27 protein-coding genes are annotated in these 26,227 nt (G+C 27.9%); 1 reads left to right on the forward strand and 26 read right to left on the reverse strand.

Annotated features, from left to right (window positions below; all coding sequences use genetic code 11):
• Window positions 1-5: 5 nt before the first annotated feature.
• From rimM to aroE, 16 genes are all read right to left on the reverse strand, one after another.
• Window positions 6-521: a ribosome maturation factor RimM gene (rimM, locus tag IC214_RS15055; RefSeq protein ID WP_227434165.1), complete on the reverse strand. Its 516-nt coding sequence runs from the start codon at window positions 519-521 to the stop codon at window positions 6-8.
• Window positions 522-631: 110 nt separating this feature from the next.
• Window positions 632-859, reverse strand: a complete 228-nt coding sequence (locus IC214_RS15060; RefSeq protein WP_227434164.1) for a KH domain-containing protein — start codon at window positions 857-859, stop codon at window positions 632-634.
• A gap of 64 nt (window positions 860-923) precedes the next feature.
• Window positions 924-1,196 carry a 30S ribosomal protein S16 gene (gene rpsP / locus IC214_RS15065; protein ID WP_003419338.1) on the reverse strand — a complete coding sequence of 91 codons (273 nt, stop codon included), beginning with the start codon at window positions 1,194-1,196 and terminating at the stop codon, window positions 924-926.
• Window positions 1,197-1,235: 39 nt separating this feature from the next.
• Entirely contained in the window at window positions 1,236-2,588 is a 1,353-nt protein-coding gene (gene ffh, locus IC214_RS15070) for a signal recognition particle protein (protein ID WP_227434163.1), read from the reverse strand.
• Window positions 2,585-2,953 (reverse strand): YlxM family DNA-binding protein, encoded by a 369-nt coding sequence (ylxM, locus tag IC214_RS15075; RefSeq protein ID WP_227482226.1) that lies wholly within the window; start codon window positions 2,951-2,953, stop codon window positions 2,585-2,587. The genes ffh and ylxM overlap by 4 nt, the downstream gene beginning before the upstream one ends.
• A gap of 102 nt (window positions 2,954-3,055) precedes the next feature.
• On the reverse strand, window positions 3,056-4,348 hold the full coding sequence (gene ftsY / locus IC214_RS15080) for a signal recognition particle-docking protein FtsY (protein WP_227434161.1): 1,293 nt from the start codon (window positions 4,346-4,348) through the stop codon (window positions 3,056-3,058).
• Window positions 4,349-4,374: 26 nt separating this feature from the next.
• Window positions 4,375-7,929 carry a chromosome segregation protein SMC gene (gene smc / locus IC214_RS15085; protein ID WP_227866783.1) on the reverse strand — a complete coding sequence of 1,185 codons (3,555 nt, stop codon included), beginning with the start codon at window positions 7,927-7,929 and terminating at the stop codon, window positions 4,375-4,377.
• Between the two features lie 27 nt (window positions 7,930-7,956).
• The gene (locus IC214_RS15090; RefSeq protein ID WP_227434159.1) at window positions 7,957-9,027 is read right to left on the reverse strand and encodes an elongator complex protein 3; all 1,071 of its coding nucleotides are present in this window, start codon (window positions 9,025-9,027) and stop codon (window positions 7,957-7,959) included.
• Between the two features lie 53 nt (window positions 9,028-9,080).
• On the reverse strand, window positions 9,081-9,791 hold the full coding sequence (gene rnc / locus IC214_RS15095; protein WP_227434158.1) for a ribonuclease III: 711 nt from the start codon (window positions 9,789-9,791) through the stop codon (window positions 9,081-9,083).
• Between the two features lie 162 nt (window positions 9,792-9,953).
• Entirely contained in the window at window positions 9,954-10,415 is a 462-nt protein-coding gene (locus IC214_RS15100; protein ID WP_227434157.1) for a CD1247 N-terminal domain-containing protein, read from the reverse strand.
• A 91-nt stretch (window positions 10,416-10,506) separates the two neighbouring features.
• Window positions 10,507-11,064 carry an elongation factor P gene (gene efp, locus IC214_RS15105; protein ID WP_227434156.1) on the reverse strand — a complete coding sequence of 186 codons (558 nt, stop codon included), beginning with the start codon at window positions 11,062-11,064 and terminating at the stop codon, window positions 10,507-10,509.
• Window positions 11,065-11,462: 398 nt separating this feature from the next.
• On the reverse strand, window positions 11,463-11,993 hold the full coding sequence (locus IC214_RS15110) for a hypothetical protein (protein ID WP_227434155.1): 531 nt from the start codon (window positions 11,991-11,993) through the stop codon (window positions 11,463-11,465).
• Window positions 11,983-12,402 (reverse strand): hypothetical protein, encoded by a 420-nt coding sequence (locus tag IC214_RS15115; protein WP_227434154.1) that lies wholly within the window; start codon window positions 12,400-12,402, stop codon window positions 11,983-11,985. Before IC214_RS15115 ends, IC214_RS15110 begins: the two co-directional genes overlap by 11 nt.
• Window positions 12,403-12,421: 19 nt before the next feature.
• Window positions 12,422-13,114 carry a hypothetical protein gene (locus IC214_RS15120; protein WP_227831229.1) on the reverse strand — a complete coding sequence of 231 codons (693 nt, stop codon included), beginning with the start codon at window positions 13,112-13,114 and terminating at the stop codon, window positions 12,422-12,424.
• Complete coding sequence (locus tag IC214_RS15125) at window positions 13,101-13,460, reverse strand: hypothetical protein (protein ID WP_227823637.1); 360 nt, start codon at window positions 13,458-13,460, stop codon at window positions 13,101-13,103. Before IC214_RS15125 ends, IC214_RS15120 begins: the two co-directional genes overlap by 14 nt.
• 57 nt (window positions 13,461-13,517) lie before the next feature.
• A complete protein-coding gene (gene aroE, locus IC214_RS15130) occupies window positions 13,518-14,369 on the reverse strand; it encodes a shikimate dehydrogenase (RefSeq protein ID WP_227434151.1) in 852 nt (283 codons plus the stop codon).
• 258 nt (window positions 14,370-14,627) lie between these two features.
• On the opposite strand from aroE, the gene sigK reads away from it, so the two are divergent.
• Window positions 14,628-15,269 (forward strand): RNA polymerase sporulation sigma factor SigK, encoded by a 642-nt coding sequence (gene sigK, locus IC214_RS15135; protein ID WP_227434150.1) that lies wholly within the window; start codon window positions 14,628-14,630, stop codon window positions 15,267-15,269.
• A 99-nt stretch (window positions 15,270-15,368) separates the two neighbouring features.
• Here sigK and IC214_RS15140 read toward each other — a convergent pair whose 3' ends face one another.
• From IC214_RS15140 to IC214_RS15185, 10 genes are all read right to left on the reverse strand, one after another.
• The gene (locus IC214_RS15140; protein ID WP_227482213.1) at window positions 15,369-17,033 is read right to left on the reverse strand and encodes a peptidoglycan D,D-transpeptidase FtsI family protein; all 1,665 of its coding nucleotides are present in this window, start codon (window positions 17,031-17,033) and stop codon (window positions 15,369-15,371) included.
• 71 nt (window positions 17,034-17,104) lie between these two features.
• Window positions 17,105-18,352: a peptidase U32 family protein gene (locus IC214_RS15145; RefSeq protein WP_227482212.1), complete on the reverse strand. Its 1,248-nt coding sequence runs from the start codon at window positions 18,350-18,352 to the stop codon at window positions 17,105-17,107.
• Complete coding sequence (locus tag IC214_RS15150; RefSeq protein ID WP_227434147.1) at window positions 18,339-19,013, reverse strand: O-methyltransferase; 675 nt, start codon at window positions 19,011-19,013, stop codon at window positions 18,339-18,341. The genes IC214_RS15145 and IC214_RS15150 overlap by 14 nt, the downstream gene beginning before the upstream one ends.
• A 171-nt stretch (window positions 19,014-19,184) precedes the next feature.
• Entirely contained in the window at window positions 19,185-20,264 is a 1,080-nt protein-coding gene (gene mltG / locus IC214_RS15155) for an endolytic transglycosylase MltG (protein ID WP_227482211.1), read from the reverse strand.
• Window positions 20,265-20,490: 226 nt separating this feature from the next.
• Window positions 20,491-21,816, reverse strand: a complete 1,326-nt coding sequence (locus IC214_RS15160) for a pyrimidine-nucleoside phosphorylase (protein WP_227482210.1) — start codon at window positions 21,814-21,816, stop codon at window positions 20,491-20,493.
• 178 nt (window positions 21,817-21,994) lie between these two features.
• Complete coding sequence (locus IC214_RS15165) at window positions 21,995-22,807, reverse strand: purine-nucleoside phosphorylase (protein ID WP_227434144.1); 813 nt, start codon at window positions 22,805-22,807, stop codon at window positions 21,995-21,997.
• 68 nt (window positions 22,808-22,875) lie between these two features.
• A complete protein-coding gene (locus IC214_RS15170; RefSeq protein WP_227866784.1) occupies window positions 22,876-24,048 on the reverse strand; it encodes a phosphopentomutase in 1,173 nt (390 codons plus the stop codon).
• 41 nt (window positions 24,049-24,089) lie between these two features.
• Window positions 24,090-25,004 (reverse strand): tyrosine-type recombinase/integrase, encoded by a 915-nt coding sequence (locus IC214_RS15175; protein WP_227434142.1) that lies wholly within the window; start codon window positions 25,002-25,004, stop codon window positions 24,090-24,092.
• A gap of 11 nt (window positions 25,005-25,015) precedes the next feature.
• Complete coding sequence (locus tag IC214_RS15180; protein WP_227434141.1) at window positions 25,016-25,621, reverse strand: stage II sporulation protein M; 606 nt, start codon at window positions 25,619-25,621, stop codon at window positions 25,016-25,018.
• 68 nt (window positions 25,622-25,689) lie between these two features.
• Window positions 25,690-26,226 carry an NUDIX hydrolase gene (locus IC214_RS15185; RefSeq protein WP_227434140.1) on the reverse strand — a complete coding sequence of 179 codons (537 nt, stop codon included), beginning with the start codon at window positions 26,224-26,226 and terminating at the stop codon, window positions 25,690-25,692.
• Window position 26,227: the final 1 nt, after the last annotated feature.

The raw sequence follows: 26,227 nt of genomic DNA on the forward strand, positions 1-26,227 counted from the left end.
ACCACCTAATCTATCATACCCTTAATAGGGTCTATAATCATTTTTCTTTCATCCATATCTATAGTAGGTACAAATTTTTTTATAGCTGGTATCATAAATTCTTTATCTTCTTCACCTTTTATTACATAGACATCATTTGCAGAATATTGAAGTACATCCTCCAAGACTCCTACATACTTTCCTTCTATAGTTAAAACTTCCAAACCAATCATGTCTGCTATAAAAAACTCGCCTTCTTCAAGGTCTCTACTCTCTTCTCTAGACACATACATAAATTTATTTTTTAGCTTTTCTGCTTTTTCTATAGTGTCTATATCTTTTATCTTCATTATAACCATAGAACCTTTATATCTTACATTTTCTACAGTCCACTTGTTGTTTAAATCTTTTCCTAAATAAAAATCTTTCAATTCATCAAATCTATCTATATCATCAGTAAGTGGATAAACTCTTACCTCACCTTTTAGACCTTGTGTGTTTACTATTTGCCCTACCTTAAAATGAGTTAATTTTTCATTCATGTTATCACCTTCTCAAAAAAATTTAATCTTATGTTACCATATCATCATAAATTCTCAAAACTGTACACAGTTATACAAAAAGGACTAGGCACTATACCTAATCCTCCTCTTTACACTATCTCAAGAGAAACTTTTATGTTTTCTCTATTTGCAACAGATCTTACGACAGTTCTTATAGCTTTAGCTATTCTTCCCTGCTTCCCAATAACCTTACCCATGTCATCTTGAGCAACTGTAAGCTTTAAGACGATACCGTCATTGTCTTTAAATTCCTCAACAACAACTGAGTCAGGATTATCAACTAGAGCCTTAGCTATATCTACAACTAGCTCTTTCATATATTTCATCTCCTAAAGTAACCTCAACAATAAGTATTTACTTATACTAATTGCTAAGAGAAAATTATTTTGCTTGTTTAGAAGCTTCGAATTTTTCTATTACTCCATTTTTTACAAGTAATTTTTTAACTACTTCTGTTGGTTGAGCACCAGTAGCTAACCATTTTATAGCTTTTTCATCATTTATTCTTACTTGTTTAGGTTCAGAAATTGGATTATAATATCCTATTTCTTCTATGAATTTTCCATCTCTTGGAGCTCTTGAATCAGCTACTACTATTCTGTAGAAAGGTTTTTTATTAGCTCCCATTCTTTTTAATCTTATTTTAACTGCCATTACAGTCACCTCCGAATAATTTTTACTATTTTTTATATTTTATTTAAAAAAAGGTAAACCGCCTAAGCCGCCCCTTTTCTTCATACTTTTTTGTGAACCAGCAAACATCTTCATCATTTTTTTCATTTCATTAAGTTGTTTTATAAGTCTATTTACATCTTGAACAGTAGTTCCACTACCTCTAGCTATTCTTTTTTTCCTAGAAGCATTTAATATTCCTGGGTTACGTCTCTCATATGTAGTCATTGACTGAATTATGGCTTTAGTTCTATTCATTTCTTTACCATTCAAGTCTACATCTCCAAGTTGATCTTTTATATTTCCCATACCAGGCATCATACCAAGTATCTTGTCTAGAGGTCCCATATTTTGTATTTGTTCCATTTGTTGTAAAAAATCTTCAAAATCTAGTTCTTGTTTTTTGATTTTTTGTTCTAATTCCTTAGCTTTTTCTAAGTCCATACTTTCTTGTGCTTTTTCTATTAGGCTTAATACATCTCCCATACCTAATATCCTTGATGCCATTCTGTCTGGGTGGAAAGGTTCTATATCATCTAGTTTCTCTCCCATACCCATAAACTTTATAGGTTTTTGTGTTACTGCTCTTATTGAAAGTGCAGCTCCACCTCTAGTATCTCCATCTAATTTAGTTAATACTACTCCATCAACACCAAGTGCTTCATTGAAGCTTTCTGCAACATTTACTGCATCTTGTCCTGTCATAGAGTCTACAACTAAAAGTATTTCATGTGGCTTAACTTCTGACTTAATTGACTTTAACTCATCCATAAGCACTTCATCTATATGAAGTCTACCAGCAGTATCTATAATAACCAAATCGTTAGCATTTTTAATTGCATGACTTAAACCTGCCTTGGCAATATTTACTGGACTTTCTTTATCTCCCATATTGAATACAGGTATATCCAATTTTTCACCAACAACTTGAAGTTGCTTTATAGCTGCTGGTCTATAAATATCACAAGCCACCAATAGAGGCTTCTTGCCTTGCTTTTTAAAATATCCTCCAAGTTTTCCTGCTGTCGTAGTTTTACCTGCACCTTGCAATCCAACCATCATTAAGATTGTAGGAGGTTTTGAGGAAATCATTACTTTACTTTGTACATCCCCCATTAAACTTGTAAGTTCTTCATTTACAATTTTTATTACATGTTGAGCTGGTGTCAAACTTTGCATAACCTCTTGTCCAACACATCTCTCTTGAACTTTTTTTATAAAATCTTTAACTACTTTAAAGTTAACATCTGCTTCAAGAAGAGCAAGTTTAACTTCTCTCATAGCATTTTTTACATCTGCTTCTGTAAGTTTTCCTTTTGACTTTAACTTACTGAATGCCCCTTGTAGTTTATCCGACAATCCTTCAAATATCATTTTATCATCTCCCTACATACATCTTCTATATTTTCTAGCTTAGGGATTAAATTAGCACAATCTCTATTGTGCAATAAATCTTCTTTAATGTCAATAATTTTATTTCTTATAAATTTAATATTTTTTTCCTGTTCTTGAAGCTTAGATACTAAATGTAGCTTTTCTTCATAATCTCTTAGTATCTTTTCTGAACGTTTCAATGTATCATATACACCTTGTCTTGATACACTTAAATTCTCACTGATTTCACCTAAAGAGTAATCCTCTTCATAGTATAGAGCTACTATCTCTTTTTGCTTATCAGTTAGTAATTCTTTATACTGTTCAAATAACAATCCAATTTCGACCATTTTTTCTATATTCATATCTTACACTTCCTAGCAGTATACTGTAAAGGTTATTTACTTTACACTATTGTATTTTATATCATATAAACACTCTTGTCAACCATTATTTTTAAAAGAATACTAGTTACCAAATAATGCATCTGAAAATGATTTTGCATCAAAATCCTGTAAGTCTTCTACTCTTTCTCCAACTCCAATAAGTTTTACAGGTACATCTACTTCTGACTTTACTGCAAGCACTACTCCACCTTTTGCTGTTCCATCAAGTTTTGTAAGTACTATACCTGTTATATCTGCAACTTCTTTAAATGTTTTAGCTTGAACAACTGCATTTTGACCTGTTGTGGCATCTACTACAAGAAGTACCTCACGCTTTGCTTCTGGAAATTCTCTATCTACTATTTTAAATACTTTTCCAAGTTCATTCATAAGATTAGCTTTGTTGTGTAATCTTCCGGCTGTATCACATATTAATAAATCTGCCTTTCTAGCTTTTGCTGCCTTTATGGCATCAAACACTACTGCTCCTGGATCTGCTCCTTCTTGATGCTTTATTATATCTACATTAGTTCTATTTGCCCAGATTTCTAATTGCTCTGTTGCTGCTGCTCTAAATGTATCTGCTGCTGCTAATAAAACTTTTTTTCCATCTTTTTTATATCTATTTGCCAATTTTCCTATCGTAGTAGTTTTACCTACTCCATTTACACCTACCATTAGGATTATACATGGAGCTGGTTCTATGTCTAATGTAGAGTTTTCATTTGTAAGGATATCTTCAACTATAGATTTAAGTTCTTCTCTTACCTTTATTGGTTCAGTAATTCCCTTTTGCTTTATCTTATCTCTTAGTTTCTCAATTATGTCCATAGTTGTATTTACACCAACATCTGCTGTTATTAAAATTTCCTCTAAATCCTCAAGCAATTCTTCATCTATTTTTGTATATGATTTTAAAACCTCATCTATTCTATCAGTTATTCCTTGTTTTGCCTTTGTTAATCCTTGTTTTAATCTTTCAAACAAATTAACTTTCTTTTCTTCATATTTCTCTTCTTTATTTTCATAATCTTCATGTTCAGTTTCTTCATCATTATTATCATTGTTTAATGCTTCTATTTCACTATCTAGAGAATCATTATTTATTATCTCTTCTACATCTTGTTCATTAGTATCTATCTTATCTTCTATCTCTCTATCTTCTTCAGCACTTTCATCAACAACTTCTTCTTCAGTTTTTTCTGGAATATCTTCTACTTTATCTACAACTTCCTCCTCAAACCCTGAAAAAATTGTTTCTTCTACATTTTCTAAGTTGTCAGCACCAGTTTCTATTTCTTCTTCTGAGCCAACATCTTTTTTTTCTAATTCCTTATCCTTGTCTTTGCCAAAACCAAATAATTTTTTTAACACTATTCTTCCTCCTATGTCAATCTAAGTTATATAATATCAGTTATCTCTTGAGCTTCTTTTAGTTTTAAACTAATAACTTTTGAAATAGCTTTTTCTTGCATTGTAACCCCATATATATAATCAGCAGCTTCCATAGTTCCTCTCCTATGAGTTACTGATATAAATTGTGTCTCTTTAGATAAATCTTTTAAAAATTCTCCAAATCTGAATATATTTGCATCATCAAGTGGAGCCTCAATTTCATCTAATATGCAAAATGGTGTTGGTTTTGTAATTAATATTGCAAATAATATGCTTATTGCAGTTAGAGCTTTTTCTCCACCAGACAGTAGATTTAAATTTTTCATTTTTTTACCAGGTGGTTGAGCTGTTATTAGTATATCACTTTCTAATAAATTTTCTTTATCTAAAATAGTTAATTCTCCACATCCACCACCAAATAGTCTTTTGTACACATACTTAAAGTTTTTACTTATTTCTTCAAATTTAACCTCAAATTCAGATTTCATATTTTCTTCTAATGTATGTATAAGTTTTTCTATTTCCTCCATAGATTCTTCTAAATCTTGTTTTTGTTCACTATAAAAATCATATCTTTCTTTTATTTCTTCATATTCTTTGATAGAATCTATATTTATATTCCCAAGACTTCTTATTTCTCTCTTTAAATTTTCTAAGAATTTTCTATCTATCTCTAGATTTTCATCTTTGATTTCCAATGCTTGTACTAAAGTCATTTCATATTGTTCAAATAACTTATTTATATATGTGTCTTGACTAGTTTTTAATCTTTCTAATCTTCCACCAACCTTAAATAAACTTTCTTTAAGTTCTATATGTTGTCTATCTATAATTTTTAACTCTTTACCAATTTCATCAAAGTTATTTTTCAAGTCATCTTTAGCTATTTTTCTAGTTTCAAGATTTCTATTGCTGTCCCCTAATTGCTTAATTAAGTTTTCTTTTTCTTTTTCTTCAATAGATATAGAGTCTTGTAACTTAACTATTTCTTGTTCTTCATAATTTAATGATTCATCTAATTGTTTGGTTTTTTCTTCTAACTCGTAATTTTCACCAGATATTCTTTTTATATCTCTAACTATACTATTATAAGCTTCTGTTTTCTTTACTAAAGTTAGGTTTAATTCATCAAATTCAGATTTTTCTTTATCATACAAATCATTATATTTTTTTATTTCATCACTTAATATATCAATTTTTTCTTTATTTTGATTGTATGTATTTTCTAATTCTTCCATCTCTTTTTTAACAATATCACTTTTTTCGAGAGTATAATTCAAGTTAGAACCCAAATCACTTTTCTCATTATCTAATCTAGTAATACTAGATTTTAAAGATTCAATCTCAGATTCGATATTTTCTATACTTGTACTCTTTATTATAATGCTTTTTTCTAAATCTTTTACTTCATTTTCAACTAAGTCAATTTCACTTTTTATATTTTTTATATTTTTATTTAGAGATTCTTTTGTAATTTCTAGACCTGAAATCTCAACCTTAACATCATTTATTTTTTCTGTATATTCGTTAATAAATCTTTTTCTTGATAATATATTTCCGTTAGTTTTTAAACTACCTCCTGTTAAAGAACCTCCTGGATTTAAGATTTCACCATCTAAAGTTACTATTTTAAATCTATGACCAGTTTCTTTTGCAAATTTTATCCCTTCATCTATATTATTTATAAATATCGTTCTTCCAAGTATATTTTCAATTATATTTCTATATTTTTCATCAAACTTAATTAAATCACTTGCTATTCCTATAAATTTAGTATTTGCTTTTAAATTTCCCAAACTTATTTTATTTGATTTAATTATATTTAATGGCAGAAATGTTACTCTTCCTAAATTATTCTTCTTTAAATAGTTTATTGCAGATTTAGCACTAAACTCATCATCAGTTATTATATTTTGCATATAAGCACCAAGTGCTGCTTCTACAGATTTCTCATATTTTTCAGGAACATTTATAATCTGTCCTAGCGCTCCATGAATACCTCTTAAATCCTTATTTTTTAATACTTCTTTTACACCTCTATTAAATCCCTCATAATGGTTTTCCATATCTATATAAACATTTAACTTTGAGTTATATCCATTTAGATTGTATTTACTTTTCTGTATTTCATCTTCTATCTTATTGAGTTCATTAATAGAATATTGTAAATCAGCAGTTAATTTTTTATTTCTGTTATTCACATTGTTTAAAGTTTCTTTTTTCATATTAAAGTCTTTATTTATACTATCTAATTCAGAAGATTTTGTTTGGACATTTTGGTTTAACTCTGCTATTTCTGAGTTTATGTTTTCATCTCTGATATTCATATTTTCTTTATTTGCATTTAAAGCAGATAACTTATTACTAAATTCTTGCTTCTTATTTAATATATCTATTATATTTTCTTTAAATAATTCTATATCATTATTTAAAGATTCCAACTTCATCCTTTGATTTTCTTTACTAGATTCTAACTTTTTTATATTCTCTTGTAATATCGATAACTCTTCGCTATTTGAAGACTTATTACTTTCTAATTCTTTTATGTATACCTTATTTTCATTTAGCTTTTCTTTTATATTGTTTATTTCAGAATTTTTTCTATGAATTTCATTTGTAAAGTTTTTTATTCTTTCTTTAATTAAATTTATCTGTGACTCTTTTTTTGATATAACACCTTTAATTGAATTTATATAATCTACAGATTTTTCAATTACATCTTGTAGTACCTCTATCTCCTTATCAACATCTTCTTGTTTTTTCTCTACAACATTTTTTTGTTCTTCTTTTTCTTTAAGTTCTTTTTCAAGAACTTTACTATGCTCATCAACTTCACTCAGTTCTTTTTCTATTCCTTCAATTTCTCTTATAAAATTATTGACTTCTAATATTTTTAATTTTTCACTTATTTCTAAATACTTTTTTGCTTTTGTTTGTTGATTAAAAAGAGGTTTTAATTGATTTTCAATTTCTATATATATATCATCTATTCTTTCTAAATTTTCTTTTGTATTACTTAAATTTCTTTCTGCTTCCTGTTTTTTATATCTATATTTTGATATACCACAAGCTTCATCAAAAACTTTTCTTCTACTTAAAGGATTATTACTCAATATTTCATCTACTTTTCCTTGCTCTATGATTGAATAACCATCTTTTCCAATACCAGTATCTAAAAAGACTTCTTTTATATCCTTTAATCTGCAACTCTTATTATTTAGAAAAAATTCACTTTCTCCATTTCTATAGGCTCTTCTTCTTATAGTCACTTCTGTAAAGTCTAATTCTAATTGATTCTCAGAATTGTCAATAGTAAGAGCTACTTCACAGTAATTCATGGGTTTTTTTGTATCTGTACCTGCAAATATTACATCTTCAAGTTTGTCTCCTCTAAGACTTTTGATACTTTGTTCTCCTAATACCCATCTTACGGCATCAGATATGTTACTTTTTCCACTTCCATTTGGTCCTACTATCGCTGTTATTCCTTCTTTAAAAATAATATCTGTCTTTACTGGAAAGGATTTAAATCCCTTTAACTCTAGTCTCTTTAAATACAAATCGTTTCTCTCCCTTCATTGTTAAAACTAAAGGTTATAAATGTCATACAATTTTCTATGGATGTCTCTCATATTAGCAATAATTAAACTTTTCCCATCTAACACAATTTCTAATTGATTTATATCTAAATCTGATTCTTGTGTTTTTAAAATCACACCAAAATTTTCTTTCATATATTTAATATTTGTTTTTTTATTTCCTATTATTTTAGAAATATTCTTTTTATTAGACTTCACCAACACGTTATTTATATTTTTATTTTGTAAAATAAGAAATTCTAAATAATCTTTTATCATCTCAGCTTCTACTAATTCTCTAAAAGCAGGGTGATATGGACCCGCTAAGACAGCTTTTCCCATTTGTATATCATCAGTAGCTTGAAGCCCGACTCTTATTACATTTATATCATTAACATAAAATAATACAAGTACTTTTTTTACTATTCTTATACTCTCGTCAAGTGTAAATGGCTTATATTCGTTTTGCTCCATCAATTTTTCCAGACCAGTCTCTTTTACCACTAAAGTTGGATAAATTCTTACACAATCTGGTCTAAGCTCTACAAATTTTTTGGCTGTAAATATGCATTTTTCTTCTGTATCAGCTGGAAGCCCAACCATCATTTGTAAACCAAGTTTAATTCCACTATTTTTTATCAACTTTGAACTCTTATATACAATTTCTGACTGATGACCTCTAATACTATCTAACAATACTTTTTCATCTAAGGATTGTACTCCAAGCTCTATTATACTTGTCTTATATTCTTTTAACATTTCCAATATTTCTTCACTAATACAATCTGGCCTTGTGGACATTCTAATATCTTTTATAAAACCTTTTTCTACATATTCTTTGGCAACAGCTAATAAACTTTTTTGTATATCTACATCTATAGCAGTAAAACTTCCACCAAAAAATGCTATTTCTACATCAGCATCCTTATCTATAGTCTTTAGACATTCTTCAATTATATTTCTTGCATCTTCACTAGTAACATCAGTACTCACACCTGTTATTTTTTTTTGATTACAAAATATACAATCATGAGGACAACCTTTGTGAGGAACAAATATAGGTATAATTCTCTTTTTCATCTACAACATCCTTCTAATCTAAATATTTCTTTTTATATTTTTACATATTATATTTATTTTTCCCATAATTTTTTCTTTAAAGCTACTTTAGCAGCCAATTGTTCTGCTTCTTTTTTACTTTTACCTTCTCCTATCCCCAAAACACCTTCATTAATTCCCACTTCCATAACAAACCTTTTATTATGGTCTGGTCCTTTTTCTTCTATAAGCCTATACCAAATATTATTTTCTCCATTTCCTTGTAATACTTCTTGAAGATGTGTTTTATAGTCTCTAAATATATTTCCCTTTCTTGAATCGTAAATTATATTTTCCATATGGTGTAATATAAATTGTCTTGCACTTTCAAATCCTCCATCAAGATATATTGCTGCTATTACAGCCTCAAATGCATCTGCTAATATTGAAGTTCTATGTCTACCTCCAGTAGCTTCTTCACCTCTACCCAGTAACATATGAACCCCTAAATTTATATCATTTGCAACTTCACTTAATGAATCCTCACAAACTATATTTGCTCTAAGCTTAGTCAATTCCCCTTCGGGCAGATTAGATTCTTCATTAAATAAATAATCACTTATTACTATGCCTAAAACTGAATCTCCTAAAAATTCTAATCTTTCATTAAAATTATATCTCTTATTTTCATTAGAATATGAACTATGTGTAAGAGCTTCTAGTATATATTCTTTATTTTTAAATTTATAATTTATAACATCTTCAAATCTTTGTATATTATCTAGTAATTTTTTACTTATCTTCATTATTACATCCCTCCAAAATCCTATTCTATAAATTCTAGTGTACTATTTTTGTGCAACTATTGCAAAACCAAAATCTAAAATACTTGTCCTCATAAAAATAAAACTACCTATGAAACAAAATATCTCATAGGCATCATAGGCAGTTTTATTTCTTATGAATTTTTATTCTCTATCATCACAATTCGAACAACCACCACATGTACAATCATCATCATCATAATCATCTTCTGATGATAATATTACAGCCTTACAATCAGGACAAACAACATCTACGTCATCATCATATAATAAATCTTCGTCTATTTCTACTAATTCTCCACAATTTGGGCATTCCATTTCTATATAGCTGAAGTCCTCATCGTCATCATTTTCTTCATCTTCTTCGTAAAGGTCATCTTCCATGTCAGCAATATCTTCTTCTAAATCTGCTAAATCTTCGTCTATAGATTCAACAAAATCTTGAAGTTCTTCCTGTTCTTCATCCAATGTTACAATAGCTTCTGCAAATACTTCTAATGCATCAACTATTTTATGTATCATTTTCCCTTCTTTACTTTCAGTGCTTATTTCTAAACCTTCTGCTAAACCTTTTAAGTATGCAACTTCTTCATATAAATGTTTCATGTAACACCCCTCGCTTTCTTTTTAATATATAAACTAAAAGCTCATATATCTTATATTATTAAGACATATAAGCTTTTATATACATAAATTTTTATACTCTTGATAAATATTCACCTGTTCTAGTATCTATCTTTACTTTATCTCCAGTATTTATAAATAATGGAACTTGAACAACTGCACCAGTTTCAACTGTAGCTGCTTTAGTTACATTACTTGCTGTATCACCCTTTATTCCTGGCTCTGTATCTACAACTTCTAGCTCTGCAAAGTTTGGAGCTTCCACTTGGAATGGTTGTCCTTGATAAAATCTTATTGTAGCAACTTCATTTTCTTTTAAGAATTTAATTGCATCTTCAACTTGATCATAGTTTAATGGTATTTGTTCAAAATTTTCTTGGTCCATAAAATAATATAACTCACCATCATTGTATAGATATTGCATTTGTCTTGTATCTATTACAGCTTTAGGGAATTTTTCACTTGGATTAAAACTTTCTTCTCTTATAGCTCCTGTTTTTAAATTTCTGTATTTAGTTCTAACGAAAGCAGCTCCTTTACCTGGCTTAACGTGTTGAAAATCAACTACTAAACATGGTTGTCCATCTTTTTCAAATGTAACACCTTTTCTAAAATCACCTGCTGATACCATTTTTTGTTCCTCCATATTAAAATAAATTTCTTATTTTTTAGTAAATTTTACATTACTATGCCTTTAAAATTATATCTCTTACTTGAATTCTGTCAAGTCAGGATTACAAATTTTTACTAATATCATAATATCATAAGTTATACAATATAAACAAGTATTTGGCAGATTACTTATCCTATATTTTTATTATTTACATCTATAATCACACTTTATACATTTTATATATTGATATTATTTATCTCTACAGCTATACTTTCCACTATTACTCATTACTTTTTATTTAAAAACAATGGATAAACATAATTTTTTAGATTTTTACAGAATAACTTTTATGAAAATTTAAAACATTTTTCTTCATTAATAATACTGTTACCTAAAAATTATACTGTTACTTAAAATTATACATTTTTAATAAAATTCCATATTTTTACTTTAAACTCAGTTTCATATCTTTGATTACGTTTTGATAATTTCAAGATTATATTAATATATTCTCCATTATTAGACATTGAGACATACATTTCATCTACATAATCACCAATTTCATATCCACCAGCTTGACTACTTTCACCATTTAAAGAATTTACAAACAACTTATTTCGTCTCTCATTTAATATAATTTCTTTGTTGCTTGTATATGCTTCATTATAAGTTGTATTTTCATCTATATATCTACATTTTATGGATGTCATTTTTTTTAAACCTTCATCATTAGAAGATAAGTTTATTATACCCTTAGAATTACCAATGATTCCTTCTATAGATTTTGTAATTTCAATACTTTGTTGTTGTAACTCCATTTTATCTTCTATTTTAACTTTTAAATTCATTGTAAGTATAAATATAGAATATAAAGTTATCACCAGTACTACAATTACAGTTAAAGATACTGCACTTTCTAAAAGTAAATATCCACATTTACGTTTCATATTTTCCCTCTTTCAAAAGTACTCTTCCACTTACAGGTGTTATTGTTATAGTTTTATTTAATCTACCATTATATATCTCTATTGTAGTTGCTCTTTGAGGTGAGCCATCAGATTTAAATTTTATAGTTTCAATACTTCTTGCGATTCTTACATTTCTAGGCAGTACTATGGATTTAACATCTTTGCCATCTTTTCTCAATACATATCCTTCTTGTTCCTTTTGCTTTATATAGTATATATATGTATTGTAGTTGCTAAACATATTAATTCGTCTAACATACCTTATATCTGAACAAAGTTGACGTGCAAATAAATTTATTTTATGATTTTCAAGATTATCTTTTGGAAAACATATTGTAGTTATCAATAGTATTATACTTATGGATACTACTAATTCTATTACAGTCACATTCCTTCTTTTTTCAAAGTTATACACCCCTATACTTATATATATATACTAAGTTTTTTTCATCAAAGTTCTTTTTTATATTTTCTATTATCTCTTGGTCGATTTCTTCTTCTCCATTAGTGTTTTGATTATCAAAATCTTTACTGTCAGTCTCAAATATAGTTGAAAGTTCTATTTGGTCAAACGATTTAGACTCATCAGATGTTTCAATAGAATCTTTATCACTATAATCAGCCTCTGTATAATCTTTAATATCAACTCCTACCCATGGATTTTTAATTTTCACGCTCACTTTTATTACTTTTAAAAAGTCTTTCTCTCTAGCTGTACTTGTTATGTCAAATTCAAAAAAATCTCCTTTGTCATATATAGTATTGTTTTCTATTTTTAAATGAACTTCTTCTAAATTACTATAAGATATATCTTTTATTTTTTTTATACAATCAATCATATTATTTCCTAAGAAATAGTCTCTAAATTCTTCTTCATTATTAGATATATTAATAGCTTCTTCCACACAGCAAAGAACATTACTTATTGATATTTCTATACCACTTAAAGAAACTTCCCTTAACTTAGCATCTTTATATTCTAATTCAAATAAGTTATCATTACTATAAATTAAACCTATACACATAATACATACAGTGCTTATAATAGAAAATATTATCAATGTTATTATTAATATAGAACCTTTATTATTTCGTAACATAACTCTTAAATCTTAATTGTTTTAAATCACTCTTAATTTCCATATTTATCTCATAACATTGATAATAGTTTAAAATTTGTTTCACTGTGCTATTTATCTCATAACCTTTTATGTAGTTTTTATTTATTTCATCCTCAGTCAATTGATATTCATTATTTTTTATTTTATATTTCTCATCTTCCAAGTATTTCTTTGCAATATTTAACATTTCTCTATTGGATACATTTTTACTAATAAAACTATAGCAGTTATATAAAGATGTAGATACCAAATACACAGCTACATATAATATGGCGATACTCATTATACATTCAATTGATATAAAACCACTCTTTTTCGTTTTCAATAATAAAAAACCTCTCATTAATATTTTTATTCTATAGATTAAATCTTAAGGATTTAGTTATAAATTCTTTTCATAAAGCTCTTTTATACAACTATTTTCATTACTATCTAACTTTATTCCAGTCCATATACAAAATGCACTTAGACCTTGATTTATTAACATATCAATTCCAAATATAACATCTAAATTGTATTTTCTCGCCCATTTTATAAGGCTTGTTTCATGAGGCTTGTATACTATATCACATACTAGTATTTTTTTGCTTGGAATCAATGATTCATCTATTGGACATAAGTTATTCCCCATACCTATTGGTGTAGTATTTATAAGTATATCAATTTTGCTTAAATCATTTTTATCAACTTCTTTAGTGCTATAGACTACATCTAATTTAAAACTGGATTTTATTATATTTGATATTTCCCTTGCTTTATCTATACTTCTATTTCTTATTTCTATAGATTTTACATTGTTAAATGCAAGTTCAATAGCAATACTTCTACACGAACCTCCACAACCTAATATCATGACCTTTTTGTCTTTTAGGTCAAACCCATTTTCAATTACAGCTTTTACAAATCCAACTCCATCAGTATTATATCCTTTTAATCTACCTCCTTCATTCTTAATCGTATTAACTGCTCCAACTAATTTTGCTTTGTAATCAATATAATCCAAGTATTTAATTATATTTACCTTATGAGGTATTGTCACATTACAACCCTCTACACCCATACTTTTTATGGACTCTACTGTTTTCCATAAGTCTTTTGACTCTACATCAAAGCATACATAAACATTATTTTGTTTGTATTTTTCAAATAAGTAATTATGCATGATTGGTGAAAAACTTTGTTTCACTGGATGTCCTAAAAGACATATAAGCTTTGTTTCGCTATTTATAATCATATCTTTCTCCCTTTTATTTATTGACATCTAAAATTCAATTTATACCAAATAAACTAATAATTTATCCGTCTTATTTTTTATATATTCAACAAAAAATCAAACTTAAATTCTTCTTTTTAATGTTATATTACAGCCAAAAGTTTGTAAATATATGTTTTAAATTCTAACAGTATACATATTATTTTATTGAATAACAGTCAACTTGGATAAGTCTCCTTCATATAATTTAAAGTGACCGTTAAAAAGGGGGGTGACTTATTGGCAGCGCTTAAATCTTTTGAAAAACCCTTAACCCCTGAAGAAGAGATTGAGTATTTAACTAAATTTAAAATAGAAAATGATAAAAGTGCAAAAGATATATTGATTGAAAGAAACATGAGATTAGTAGCTTATATCGCAAAAAAATATAACAATTCGACAGAGGATCAAGATGATTTAATATCTATAGGTACAATAGGATTAATAAAAGCTATAGAAACTTATAATATAGATAAAGGAACTCGATTGGCAACATACGCTTCTAGATGTATTGAAAATGAAATTTTAATGAATATCAGATCTAACAAAAAAAACAAATCACAAGTATCTCTACAAGACCCTATCGGAACAGATAAAGAAGGTAATGAAATAAGTCTTTTGGATATACTTGGTACAGATGTCAACTATGTTCTTGACGAAGTTGAGTTAAAAGTTCAAGTTGGAAAACTATATGAACAACTTAACAAAATCCTTACTCCTAGAGAAAGAGAAATTGTCCAGTTAAGATACGGGTTAACTCCTTATGGGTATAAAACTCAAAGAGAAATAGCACAAAGACTTGATATCTCTAGATCATATGTGTCCAGAATCGAAAAAAAAGCTCTTAAAAAACTAGAAAAAGAGCTTGTTCAAGAAAATTAATATTATATTTTTAGAAGGATATATCGTATAACATTAGACAAAACAACTTGCCTAAAAATTAAAATTACGATATATCCTTAAATTTTATAATACATGACTTTATTTTATACTTTCACATATTTCTTTAAATATAGGTATTGCTGATTTACTTTCCTTTTGAGTTCCTTCTACTAGCACAGTTATTACATACTTAGGTCTTTTCTCTGGATAAAATCCAGTTATCCAACCATGATCTATTGGCTTTTTATTCAGACTACTTTGAGCTGTACCAGTTTTTACCCCACATCCTCCTTCTAAATCCTTTAGGACTTTAGCTGTTCCAACTTTAGAAACAGATTTCATAATTTCTTTTACTTGTGTGCATACATAAGGGGAAATAATTTCTTCTTTTTTTGAAGACTTATAGGTTTTTACTGTCTCCATATCATTATTTACAAGACTTTTATATAAATATAATGGTTCAAATGTTCCATTATTAGCTATTATCTGGGTCATTTGATTTATTTGGAGTGGTGTAAATTCTATATTTTCTTGACCTATAGCTAAATTACGTATTGATATATTTTTTGGAGCTTCTCTAATTCGTTCTTCATCAAGACCAATATCAACCTTTTCAAATAAATGTAATTTTTCAGCAGATTTTAATATCTTCTCTTTACCAACTTTCATTGCTATATCTAAAAATGCTGGATTACATGAATTAGAAAAAGTTTGCTGTAAGGATTGAAGACCATGTCCATCTAGTTTATTGCATCGCAATATTTCATTACTATTTCCAACTTTAGTTTTACCTTTGCAATTATAGGTATAATTCTCATCTACAACTCCATTTTCAAGCGCAGAAAATAGTACTACCATCTTAAACACAGAACCTGGCGGATATGTCGATTTTATGACTCTATTCTCAAATTCTCCATTTTTACTCTTTAAACTCTTTGCTATGTTATTTTGGTCAAAATTAGGTCTAGAACACATAGCAAGAATTTCACCTGTAGATACGTCTGAAATCACTGCTGCTGTTGGATTTTCTTCTTTATTTAGTATTTGCTCTAAATTTTTTTGAATATCATAATCAATAGTAGTTTTTAAATGTTTATCTTTATCTTTTTCATCAATTGTTTTTACACTTCCCTTTAAAATATTTAGAGATTTTTCGTTTCCCGCATCTCCTGCTTTAAAGGCACTTATATATTTTTCATTTGAGTTTCTAAGCACACTATCCATACTTTTTTCTATCCCCAATTGACCTGATTTATCATCATCTTTTATATAACCTATTGTATGTGATAATAAACCATCCTGTGAATATCGCATAGTCTTTTCTTCTAACATTATGCCATTCTTCTCAAGTTGTTTTTTCATGCTATTATCAATATTTTCGGTCTGAATTTGTATTATAGGATGTGCCAATTGTTCTTGTATAATTTTATATATTTCCAAATCATCCATCTTCGTAGCCTTCTTAACAAGTTCCAGTATTTTATAGTTGTTATTTAATTTTTCTTTCTCAACAACTAAAATCTGAACTTTACTTGTATCTGTAAGTTTCTTATTATTTCTATCATAAATTATGCCTCGTCCACTATTTAACTCTACTTTCTCAACACTCTGCGATTCAACATTTTTTTTGTACTTATCACCTTTTAATACCTGTATATCAACTAGCCTATATATTAAACCACTATAAATTATTAAAATTATAGTAAATATATACCAGCTTCTCTTTCCCACTTTTTTAAAAAATGGAGTCTTCTTTTTTGACATGAAATCACCCCTTAGATAATTTCATTATTGACAATTTCTAAGGGGCTAATACTATTTTTATTAAATTTTTATTACTCTTCAACTTTTTCTTCTATAACTTTTCTAAGCATATAATCTTTCTCAACTTTTACAGATAGTTTTAACTTAACTATCTGTCTAGGGTGAGGAGCTGATTCTATAGGCTCTCCTTCTTCGTTGTACATTTCTTCTATTTTAGTAAACATAGTTTCTTTATAAGGTCCCATAACTTCTATTTCATCACCAACACACATTTTATTTCTCTGTTCAACTACAATAAGCCCATTTTCATCCTCTGTCTCTCTAACTATACCTATAAAATCATAGTTTCTAACATATGATGCTGATTGATAATTTTGGTCTTCTGTTGTTGGCTTATTCAAGTAAAAACCTGATGTGAAATGTCTATGGCTCCCTTTCTTCAACTCTTCCATCCACATAGGATTAAATTTCCAGTTTTCAGGGTCCTTATAAAATTCATCTATTGCCATTCTATATGCTCTTACAACTGTTGCTACGTAATATGATGTCTTCATTCTTCCTTCTATTTTTAAGCTTGTTATACCAGATTTAATTAATTCTGGTATGTATTCTATCATACACAAATCTTTTGAGTTAAAAAAGAATGTACCTCTTTCATCCTCATATATAGGGAAATATTCACCAGGTCTTTTTTCTTCAACTAAATGATATTGCCATCTGCAAGATTGAGCACAAGAACCTTTGTTTGCATCTCTTCCAGTCATATAATTACTTATCAAACATCTTCCTGAGTAAGAGATACACATAGCTCCATGCATAAAAGCTTCTATATCCATATCTAAAGGTGTTTTAGCTCTTATTTCAGATATTTCATCAAATGATAATTCTCTTGCCACTACAACTCTTTTTATTCCATGTTCATACCAAAAATTGGCACTAAGATAATTAGTTGTATTTGCTTGTGTACTTAAATGTATTTCCATATTTGGAATTACTTTTTTAATTACACTAAGAACACCTGGGTCAGCTATTATAACTGCATCTATTCCTATCTCTTCTAACTCCAATAAATAAGCTTCTAATTGTAGGAAATCTTCATTGTGAGGTATTATATTTACTGTTACAAAGACTTTCTTCCCTCTCTCATGTGCAAAAGCTACACCTTCTGCCATATCTTCTTTACTAAAGTTTTTTGCAGCAGACCTCATTCCAAAGATTTCTCCACCTATATAGACAGCGTCTGCTCCATATGTTATAGCTATTTTTAATCTCTCCAAATCACCTGCTGGAGCTAAAAGTTCAACTTTATTTAATTCCATCTACGTCACCTCTTTTACTTTCTTTATAACTTAATGCCACACCATCTCCGATTGGTATCAATGATGTACTCAAATAATCACAATTACATATATAATCTAAATAATTTCTCATTCTTTTTACTATGGTTTTCTTTCTTCTTACAACAAAATCATCATGTGCAACCATTCCTTTATATAAAATATTATCAGAAACTAATAGTCCACCATCTTTTAGCTTATCTATAACTAAATCAAAAAATAGCTTGTATTGACCTTTTGCTGCATCTATAAATATAAGGTCAAATTCACCTTGGATTTGACTCAATTTTTCTTCTGCATCTCCTTCTAGTATAGTTATGTTATTTTCAAATCCAGCTAATTTTATATTTTCTTTTGCTTTTTCTATCATTTTTTCGCTTCTTTCAACAGTTATTATATCTGCACCTTTTCCTATGATTGTTGCAAAGAAAATAGAAGAATAACCAATTGCACATCCTACTTCTAAAACTCTTTTCGGCTTTTGAATCTTTAATAAAACTTTTAACAAGTCTGAAACTTCTTTGTGTATTATAGGAACACTATTTTCTTCAGCATAAATTTCCAAATCTTTTAAAAGTCCTTCTTTTTCTTTTAATGTTACTCTTATATAATCTTCAACCAAGTCATTAACTATATTACTCATAAAAACACTCCCTAAAATAATAAACATCAAAATTTTGTCTTAATTTATTATTTTTTAAATTCATATTGCTCTGTATATTTACACTTTCTTTATTATAAATCTAAGAATAACAATTTTCAATAAAAAAGCCCAACATTATTCTTACCCTGTTAGACTTTTTATAATCATTGTTTATTTTGTGGTATTTTCATTATTTGTTGTTTTTGTATCTTTACCTTGTTTATCTCTCGCTTCCTTGTACTCTTTAACATATTTTAAATGGTCTTGATAGTTTGTACTATAGTTATTTCCTCCATCAATCTTTGCTACAAAATACAAGTAATCTGTTTTATCTGGATAAAGTGCTGCCTCAATAGATTTTATACCAGGATTTGATATTGGTGTAGGAGGTAATCCTTTATTTTTGTAACTATTATATGGTGAATCAATTTTTAAATCATTATAAGTTACAATTTTCTTTCTTTCTTCAAATATATATTGTATTGTTGCATCTGATTGAAGAGGCATACCTACTTTAAGTCTATTGTAAAATACACTTGCAATTATTGGTCTATCTTTATCAAGTACAGCTTCTTTTTCAATTATTGAAGCCATCTCCATTACTTCTTGAAGAGTCATCTTTGATTCTTTTTGTTTCTTTTTAAATTTGTCTGTATATTTACTATCAAATACGTTTAACATTTCATTTAAAATATCTTCCTCTGATTGTTTCTTTGAATTAAAATAATATGTTTCTGGATACAAAAATCCCTCTAAAGAAGTTATTCCATCTTCTTTTAAGAATGTAAACTTGTCATAAAACTCTTGAGGTTTTTTTATTAGATTTTCAAAGGTAGTTTTATCTCCTAAGTTTTTATTTACTAATATTGATATAATTTCTTTAGATGTAGACCCTTCTGGAATAGTTACTTTTACACCATCATGATATATTTTTCCTGAAGCTAAAAGGCTTATTATATCATTATTTGAATACGATTGATTAAGTAAATATGTTCCTGATTTTATAGATGGTGCCTTATTACTTACTTTTACTATCAATTTAAACAATAATTCATTTTTTATTAATTTATTTTCATATAGTATGTCAGATATTTTTCCAACTGATGCTCCACTTGGAATGTCAATAATTACATCTTCTTTGTTATTTTTGTCATAAGGACCTATTTGCATAGACACAAATATACCTACCACAACAATTAAAATAACAACTATTAATGCTACTATTTTCAATCTATTTTTTTTAAAATTCATAATATAATCTACTCCTTATGTATATTTGTCCATTTTCTATTATAAAACTAAGCACTGTAATTTTCAATCATCTTGTCGAATAAACTTATTTATATTATAAAAAAATACTTTAAAATATATTTTTATTATTATATATTTAATACTTCTCAAACTTTTCAAAAAAATAAAAAACCTAACACTATTTTTAACATGTTAGGCTTTTTATAATCACTTTTTCTAAAATTTTCTAAAATTTTTTAATTTCATCTTTAGTTACAATACCATATACTAATTTATTTTTTTCTATTTCTTCATCTACAATAGAATATGAATTGACGAATCTATCCTTTGCTAGTGTAAGTTTTTTCTCATCATCATAGTGCATATATGCTAAAACTTCACCCTTTTTTACATAATCTCCAACTTTTTTTTCTAAAATTATTCCTGCTGATAAATCTAAAATATCATCTTTAGTTTCTCTACCAGCTCCAAGAATCATAGCTGATATGCCTATATCCTCTGCCTTAATCTTACTTATATACCCAGATTTATCTGATTTGATTGGATACTTATACTTTGATTCTTTAAATAGAGAATAATCATCAACTATATCTTTATTTCCACCTTGATTTTCTATGAACTCTTTAAGTTTATCTATAGCTCTACCAGATTTTATTGATTCTTGTATCTTTTCAATACCATCATTAAAGTTACATGCAACTTTTGCTAAAACCAGCATATATGCTCCTAAAACTTCACATAATTCAACAAGGTCTTTTGGTCCATTTCCTTTTAAGGTTTCAATTGCTTCTATAACCTCTAAAGAGTTCCCAACAGCAAAGCCTAGAGGTTCATCCATATCTGTCACAATTCCTATGGTATCTTTATTCATACCAACACCTATATCAACCATAGCTTTTGCCAATTCAAAAGACTCCTCTAAAGTCTTCATAAATGCCCCATTTCCAGTTTTCACATCTAATACGATTGCATCAGCTCCGGAAGCTAGCTTTTTAGACATTACACTAGATGCTATCAATGATATATTGTCTACAGTTGCTGTAACATCCCTAAGAGCATAGATTTTTTTATCTGCAATTGCTACCTTTGCACTTTGACCACAAACTGCTATTTTATGCTTGTTTACAGAATCAATAAATTTATTTATATCCATTTCTGTAGAAAAACCTGGTATAGCTTCCAATTTATCAATAGTTCCTCCAGTATGTCCGAGACCTCTTCCAGACATTTTTGCAACTGGTGCTCCACATGAAGCAACTAAAGGAATAAGAGCTATTGTAGTCTTATCTCCGACACCACCTGTACTGTGTTTATCTACTTTTATACCCTCGATATCTGAAAGCTCTATCATATCACCAGAGTGCATCATTGCCTCTGTAAGATATACAGTTTCTTGTCTATTCATCTTATTTAAATAAATAGACATTAATAGTGCAGAAGCTTGATAGTCAGGTATATCTCCTTTAGAATAGTTTTCTATAAAGTAATTTATCTCTTCTTTGCTAAGTTCTAAATTATCTCTCTTTTTTTTTATAATATCATACATTCTCATACTTGAAATCTCCATTCTAACCTGTAATAATGTAAATAAATTTATAAACATATTTATATATTATAATATTATAAAAAACTGTCTCTTATTAGAAATACTTTTCTATATCAAGACAGCTCCTTATTAATTATTTTCAAATTGTACATTATCTATTTTATAATAAATTTACTTAAATCCTCTATAAATTCTTAACTGTACTCTTAACTAAGTTCAAAAACTCTGATTTGACTTTTTGAGTAGTTTGTATAACTTCTTCATGACTTAATGGTTGATTTAAGATACCAGCAGCCATATTAGTTATACAAGATATACCAATAACATCAATATTAGAATGTGCTGCTACTATAACTTCTGGAACTGTTGACATTCCAACTGCATCAGCCCCCAATATTTGAGCCATTCTTACTTCTGCTGGTGTTTCATAATTGGGTCCACTAAAGAACATATATACACCTTCTTTTACATCTATATTGTATTCTTTAGCACACTCTTTAACTATATCTATATATTTACATGAATATGCATCTGACATATCTGGAAATCTATCTCCAAGTCTATCATCATTTTTTCCTACTAATGGATTACTACCACTAAAATTTATATGGTCTCTTATAATCATCAAATCCCCTGGTTTAAATTGCTTATTTACGCCACCAGCAGCATTAGTTACTACAATAATTTCGACTCCAAGAGCTTTCATAACTCTAACTGGAAAAGTGGCTTCTTTTTGAGAATAACCTTCATAGTAATGAAATCTTCCTTGCATAGCAATTACTTCTTTTCCTGCAAGCTTTCCAATAACAAGTTGCCCAGCATGTCCTTCTACTGTTGAAACAGGGAAATTTGGAATTTCGCTATATTTAATTATGACAGAATCTTCTATATCATTTGCTAAATCACCAAGCCCAGAACCTAATATTAAACCAACTTTAGGCTTTATATTAATTTTAGAATTTATAAATTTACTACTTTGTTCTATCTTTTCAAACATTCCAATCCCTCCATTCATTCTATTAAGATAATTTTTATTAGCTTATATATTTATCTTCTATTTAATATTTAAAATAAATCTTTTTTAAAACTCGTTCCATATTTAGGCAGTTTTACATCCAATATATCTGCAACAGTTGCTCCAATATCAGCAAAAGTATCTTTTATTCCTAAATTAAATCCTTTTTTAATCTTACTACCATAAATCATTACTGGAATATATTCTCTTGTATGGTCTGTACCTTTATATGTTGGGTCATTTCCATGGTCTGCATTAATTATAAGAATATCATCTTCCCTCATATTGCTCATTATCTCAGGAAGTCTATTATCAAACTCTTCAAGTGCTTTCTTATATCCTTCTGGGTCTCTTCTATGACCATATTTTGAATCAAAATCAACAAGGTTTGAATATATCAAGCCTTTATTATCTTGTTTCATATATTTTAAAGTTTCATCTACTCCATCCATATTACTTTTAGTATGAATAGCTTCTGTAATTCCTTTACCATTAAAAATATCTTCTATTTTTCCAACAGCTAATACTTCAAGACCTGATTCTTTTATATTATCAAGTACAGTTGGTTCAAATGGGTCCAGTGAATAATCTCTTCTATTTGAAGTTCTAACAAATTCACCTGTTTTTTTACCTATAAATGGTCTGGCAATTACTCTAGCCACTGCATTATCACCCATCATTATTTCTCTAGCTATTTTACACATACTATACAACTCTTCTAGTGGAATCACATCTTCATTAGCTGCTATTTGAAATACACTATCAGCTGAAGTATATACTATTACATCTCCAGTTTTTATTTGATGTTCTCCATATTCATCAATTATCACAGTCCCTGAAGCTGGCTTATTTCCTACTACTTTTCTTCCAGTTTTTTTCTCAAACTCTTCTATAATTTCTTTTGAAAATCCATGTTCAAATGTTTTAAAAGGTTTATCAACTATTATCCCAGTCATTTCCCAGTGACCAGTAGTAGTATCTTTTCCTTGAGACATTTCCTTACATTTTCCAAAGCATCCTATTGGCTCTTTTTCATCTTCAAAAAAATCTACACCATCTATATTTCCTATACCTAATTTTCTCATATTAGGAATTTGTATTTCTGGATATTCTTTAAATATATTTCCAAGAGTACTTACATCCTTACTGTCTCCAAAATTTTCAGCATCAGGCAATGCTCCTATTCCAACACTATCAATTACAATCCAAATTACTCTGCTCATATAAATATGCTCCTTTTAAATTATAAAATTTGCTATATAGTCTATTTAGCTTCTACTTTTTGTAACTCTATATCAATATCATTTCTAGGATGTTTTTCTTTTATTTCTCTTCTCACGTTTTTATCTATGTGGTTTAAATATACTTGTAAACTAGACAAATTAACATTTCCTAAGATTTTACTTACAACAGCAATGTTAGCACCTTCATTCAAAAGATGAATAGCAAATGAATGTCTAAGCATTGTAGGATTTATGTTTTTATCTATATTAGCTAAATTAGAATATTTTTTTATAACTTTCCAAAGACCTTGTCGTGTAAATCTTTGTCCTAATGAACTTACAAATAATGACTTTTCACCTTCTACAGCTATTTTAGGTCTTGCTTCTTTTAAATATTTCTCTAAATAAAGTTTTGTAATATCACAAAGAGGTATCACTCTTTGGCTTTTACAGCATGAACTACAATATATATAGTCAATATCCAAGTCAACATCGTCTACATTCATATCTACTAGCTCTGATACTTTTATACCTGTACCATATAATACTTCAAAAATAGCCTTGTCCCTAATTAATTTAGGTGTTGTTAACTTAGGAAAATTTAATAATCTTTCAATTTCTTCTTCTGTAAGTATATTTATATTTTCTTTTTTTACCTTAGGTTTTTTTATATCCTTTGCAGGATTATTTGTACATACATGATTTAAAAATAAATAATCATGAAAAGATTTTATAGATGATATCATCCTTGCTATTGTAGCTATTGATACATTATCTTTTTCCAACTTTATTAAATAACTTATAATATCATTTTCTACTATATCTACTAGTTTAATGCTTTTTTGATTTATATATTCCATATATTTTTTTATATCCATAAAGTATGATGCCACTGTGTTCTCTGATAATTTTTTTTTATCTTTTATGTAATCTATATATCCCTCTATAATATCCATTATAAACTCCTTTATTTAACTAGGAACTTAATAATACCAATACTTACAGTATTTAATATTAATTGCAACCCCAATGATAGTGCTATTATAATTATAATATTTAGTATGTACCTCTTAATTAAAAACTGCATATTTCTTCTATTTTTCTTTTTAAATTCATAAACCATCTCTTTAAAATAGCTTAAACTAATTAATGTTAATATGATTGCACATGGAATAATAATCAAATTTTTAAATAATATTATCAAAATCATTTTTGCACTCTTAAATTTTAATGCCAATATAAAACTATTTATTGTATATCCAATTGACATTCCCTTTAATACAAAAATTACTAATACTGCTGGAATTGTTACTACAAATAGACTTAATAGAGCTATCGAGCCCATAAAGATTGTATCTGACTTTAAATTTTGTAGAACGGTATCTTTTACATTTATATTCAGATTATAATACTCTACAGCAGGATTTATATTGTTTAATATATTATCATTAGAACCTGGTAATATTTTATTTATATAGGACCCAATAACAATAGACATCATAAACAACAATCCTATAATAATTATTTGTCTATTTAATTCTCTAAAATCATTTTTTCTATATGTTTTTCTCAATTTTATTCCCCCTTGTCCTTTATAAAATAATATGCTGTAGGACAAGGGGTTATTCATTTTTATAAATATTAATTTTTAAACATATCTTTTACTAATAATAATCCAATAGAAGTTTTTGCATCTTCAACATCATTTTTTAATACCATATTATAGGCTTCTTCAAGTTCAACTTCGTAAACATCTAAAAATTCATCTGCATCTAGATTATTTTCTCCTGGAGTAAGACCTGTTGCCAAATATACAAACATTATCTCATTAGAAAAACCTGCTGAAGTGAAAAATTTATGTATTAGCTTAATATTTTTTGCACTATAACCAGTTTCTTCTTTTAGCTCCCTCTCAGCACATTCTTTAGGACTTTCATTTTTTTCTAGCTTACCAGCTGGAATTTCAAAAATTGGTTTTTCTATAGGTTTTCTAAATTGCTTCACTAATACAACTTTATTATCATCTGTAATTGCAACTATTCCTACTGCACCACCAACTTCTACTAATTCCCTCTTTTGATATCCTTGTCCTGGAATTTCAACAGTATCGACCTTTAAAGTAATTACCTTACCTGTATAAACTCTATCACTACTAATAGTTTTTTCTTCTAATACCATC

Source organism: Clostridioides sp. ES-S-0190-01 (genome assembly GCF_020658275.1).
Lineage (GTDB): Bacteria > Bacillota > Clostridia > Peptostreptococcales > Peptostreptococcaceae > Clostridioides.